The organism is Leucobacter sp. M11 (genome assembly GCF_035726885.1).
Lineage (GTDB): Bacteria > Actinomycetota > Actinomycetes > Actinomycetales > Microbacteriaceae > JAPFRB01.
Genome location: NZ_JAPFRB010000002.1, coordinates 312,321 through 315,038 on the forward strand (window position 1 = coordinate 312,321; position 2,718 = coordinate 315,038).

Annotated in this window: 3 protein-coding genes; 1 reads left to right on the forward strand and 2 read right to left on the reverse strand. The window is 74.0% G+C overall.

Translation table 11 applies throughout. From position 1 onward, the window contains the following. A partial coding sequence (locus tag OOT08_RS05745) for a sensor histidine kinase (RefSeq protein WP_325091622.1) occupies positions 1 to 632 on the forward strand: 632 nt, incomplete at its 5' end. 8 nt (positions 633 to 640) lie between these two features. Here the strand turns inward: OOT08_RS05745 and hemL are convergent. Beyond that, positions 641 to 1,972, reverse strand: coding sequence for a glutamate-1-semialdehyde 2,1-aminomutase (gene hemL / locus OOT08_RS05750; protein WP_325091623.1), 1,332 nt, complete (start codon positions 1,970 to 1,972; stop codon positions 641 to 643). Next, positions 1,969 to 2,718 (reverse strand): porphobilinogen synthase (gene hemB, locus OOT08_RS05755; RefSeq protein WP_325091625.1); only part of this gene is annotated, 750 nt, incomplete at its 5' end. The genes hemL and hemB, both read right to left, overlap by 4 nt.

Sequence of the window (2,718 nt, forward strand, 5' to 3'; positions counted from 1 at the left end):
CCAAGCCGACGAGTAAGCCGACGACCCCCAAGGCCGCCGCGAAGACCGCGGCCAAGGCGGGCCCCGCCGCCGAGGAGCCGAACGCACCCGTGACCGGTGCCATCGCCGGGCTGAACCTCTTCCGCCAGCGCCGGATGCGCAAGTCCAGCCTGACCGACACGCAGCCGATCGACCGCTCGGAGCTCCTGGAGCTGCGCGAGCCGGATGTCGAGGCCCCGCCCGCCGAGGAGGCCAACGGCACGGCCCCCATCATCCTGGGCGACGAAAACAAGGTCCGGCAGACCATGACGAACCTGCTCGGGAACGCGCTGCGCTACTCCCCCGAGGGCACCCCGATCGAGATCGCGGTGGCGGTTGACGCCGAGGGCGGCTCCGCGAGCTTCGAGATTCGCGACCACGGCGAGGGGATCCCGCCGCAGATCCGCGAGAAGATCTTCGAGCGCTTCTGGCGCGCGGACAACTCCCGCAACCGGGAAACGGGCGGCTCCGGCCTCGGCCTCGCCATCGTCTCCTCAATCGTCGACGCCCACCAGGGCCGCGTCAGCGCGCACGAGACCGCGGGCGGCGGGGCCACCTTCCGGGTGGAGCTGCCCCTGCTCACCTCCGGTGACCCCGCCGAGGCGGCCCGCTAGCCCGTTCCTCAGCCCGCGGCGGCCGCCCGGGCCGCGAGCGGCAGCGCCGCCCGGATCTGATCCAGCGCGGCCTCGTCGTGCGCCGCCGTGACGAACCAGGCCTCGAAGACGCTCGGGGGGAGGGACACCCCGGCGTCCAGCATCGCGTGGAAGAAGGGGGCGTAGCGCTCCGCCCGCTGCGTTTTTGCCTCGGCGTAGTCGCGCGGGCTCCGCGGGGCGAAGACCACGTTGAAGAGGTTGCCGGCCCGGCTGATCGAGTGCTCGACCCCGGCGGCGTGCAGGGCTTCGCCGGTCGCCGCGACGATCGCATCGGCCGTGCGGTTCAGGCGCGCGTAGACCTCGGGGGTGGCGGCCCGAAGGGTGGCGAGGCCCGCGGCGACCGCGACGGGGTTTCCGGAGAGCGTGCCCGCCTGGTAGACCGGCCCCGTGGGGGCCAGCTGCGCCATGAGGTCGGCGCGGCCCCCGAGCGCGGCGAGGGGGAGGCCGCCGCCAATCACCTTGCCAAAGGTCATCAGGTCCGGGACGAAGCGCTCGCCGCCCTCGACCTGCAGCCCCCAGAATCCGGCCGGGTGTACGCGGAACCCGGTGAGGACCTCGTCCAGGATGAGCAGGGCCCCGTGCCGGTGCGCGGTCTCCGCGAGGAAGGCGTTGAAGCCGGGCTCCGGGGGCACCACGCCCATGTTCGCCGCGGAGGCCTCGGTGATGATCGCGGCGATCCGCTCGCCGTGCTCCGCGAAGACGGCCTCGACCGCCGCGCGATCGTTGTAGGGCACGACGAGGGTCTGCGCCGCGGTGGCCGCGGTCACGCCCGCGCTGCCGGGGAGCGCCAGCGTGGCCAGGCCCGAGCCAGCCTCCGCGAGGAGCGAGTCCGAGTGACCGTGGTAGTGACCCGCGAACTTCACGAGCAGGTCGCGTCCGGTGGCCCCGCGGGCAAGCCGGATCGCGGTCATGGTCGCCTCGGTGCCCGTGGACACGAGGCGGACCCGCTCCACGGGGGCGAGCCCGCCCGCCCGCACTCGCTCGGCGATCAGCTCGGCCAGTTCGGTCTCCCCGGGCGTGGAGGCCCCGAAGGACAACCCCCGGGAGACGGCCGCGTGCACGGCCTCAAGGACGCTCGGCTCGGCGTGGCCGAGCAGCGCGGGTCCCCAGGAGGCGACGAGGTCCACGTACCGGCTGCCCTCGGCGTCCCAGACGTGGGGGCCCTCGGCGCGCTCCAGGAAGCGCGGGGTGCCCCCGACGGAGCCGAAGCCGCGCACGGGGGAATTGACCCCGCCGGGGATCGCGGCCCGGGCCCGGTCGAAGAGCTCAGCGTTGCGGGTCGTGCCCTCGGCGGCGCTCATCGGAGCCACCCGGCCAGCTCGGTGGCCCAGTAGGTCAGGACGGCATCGGCTCCCGCCCGGCGGATGCCAACGACCGACTCCTCGATCGCGCGGCGGCGATCGATCCAGCCGTTCGCGGCGGCGGCCTCGATCATCGCGTACTCCCCGGACACCTGGTAGGCCCAGACCGGAACTTCGCTGAGCTGGGCCACGTCGGAGAGCACGTCGAGGTAGCTCATCGCGGGCTTCACCATGAGCACATCGGCGCCCTCGGCCTGATCGAGCAGCGCCTCGCGCACCCCCTCGCGCCGGTTGGCCGGGTCCATCTGGTAGCTGCGGCGGTCGCCGGTGAGCTGGGAGTCCACGGCCTCGCGGAAGGGGCCGTAGAAGGCGGAGGCGTACTTCGCCGAGTAGGCGAGGATCGCGACGTCGCTTCGCCCCGCCTCGTCGAGCGCGCCGCGCACGGCGGCGACCTGGCCGTCCATCATCCCGCTCAGGCCGAGCAGCTGCGCCCCGGCCGCGGCCTGCGCGAGCGCCATCTCCGTGTAGCGGAGGAGCGTCGCGTCGTTGTCCACGCCGCCCCGCGCGTCGAGCACGCCGCAGTGTCCGTGATCGGTGAACTCGTCGAGGCACAGGTCAGCCTGCACCACGAGCGCGTCGCCGACGTCCGAGCGCAGCCGGGCGAGGGAGCGGTTCAGCACCCCCTCGGGGTCGGTGGCGGCGGAGCCCGTGGCGTCCCGGTGCGCGGGCACGCCGAAGAGCATCAG

Bases quoted from the DNA above. Each gene is read 5' to 3' on its own strand.
- hemL (WP_325091623.1), bottom strand. From the start codon at position 1,972: ATGAGCGCCGCCGAGGGCACGACCCGCAACGCTGAGCTCTTCGACCGG.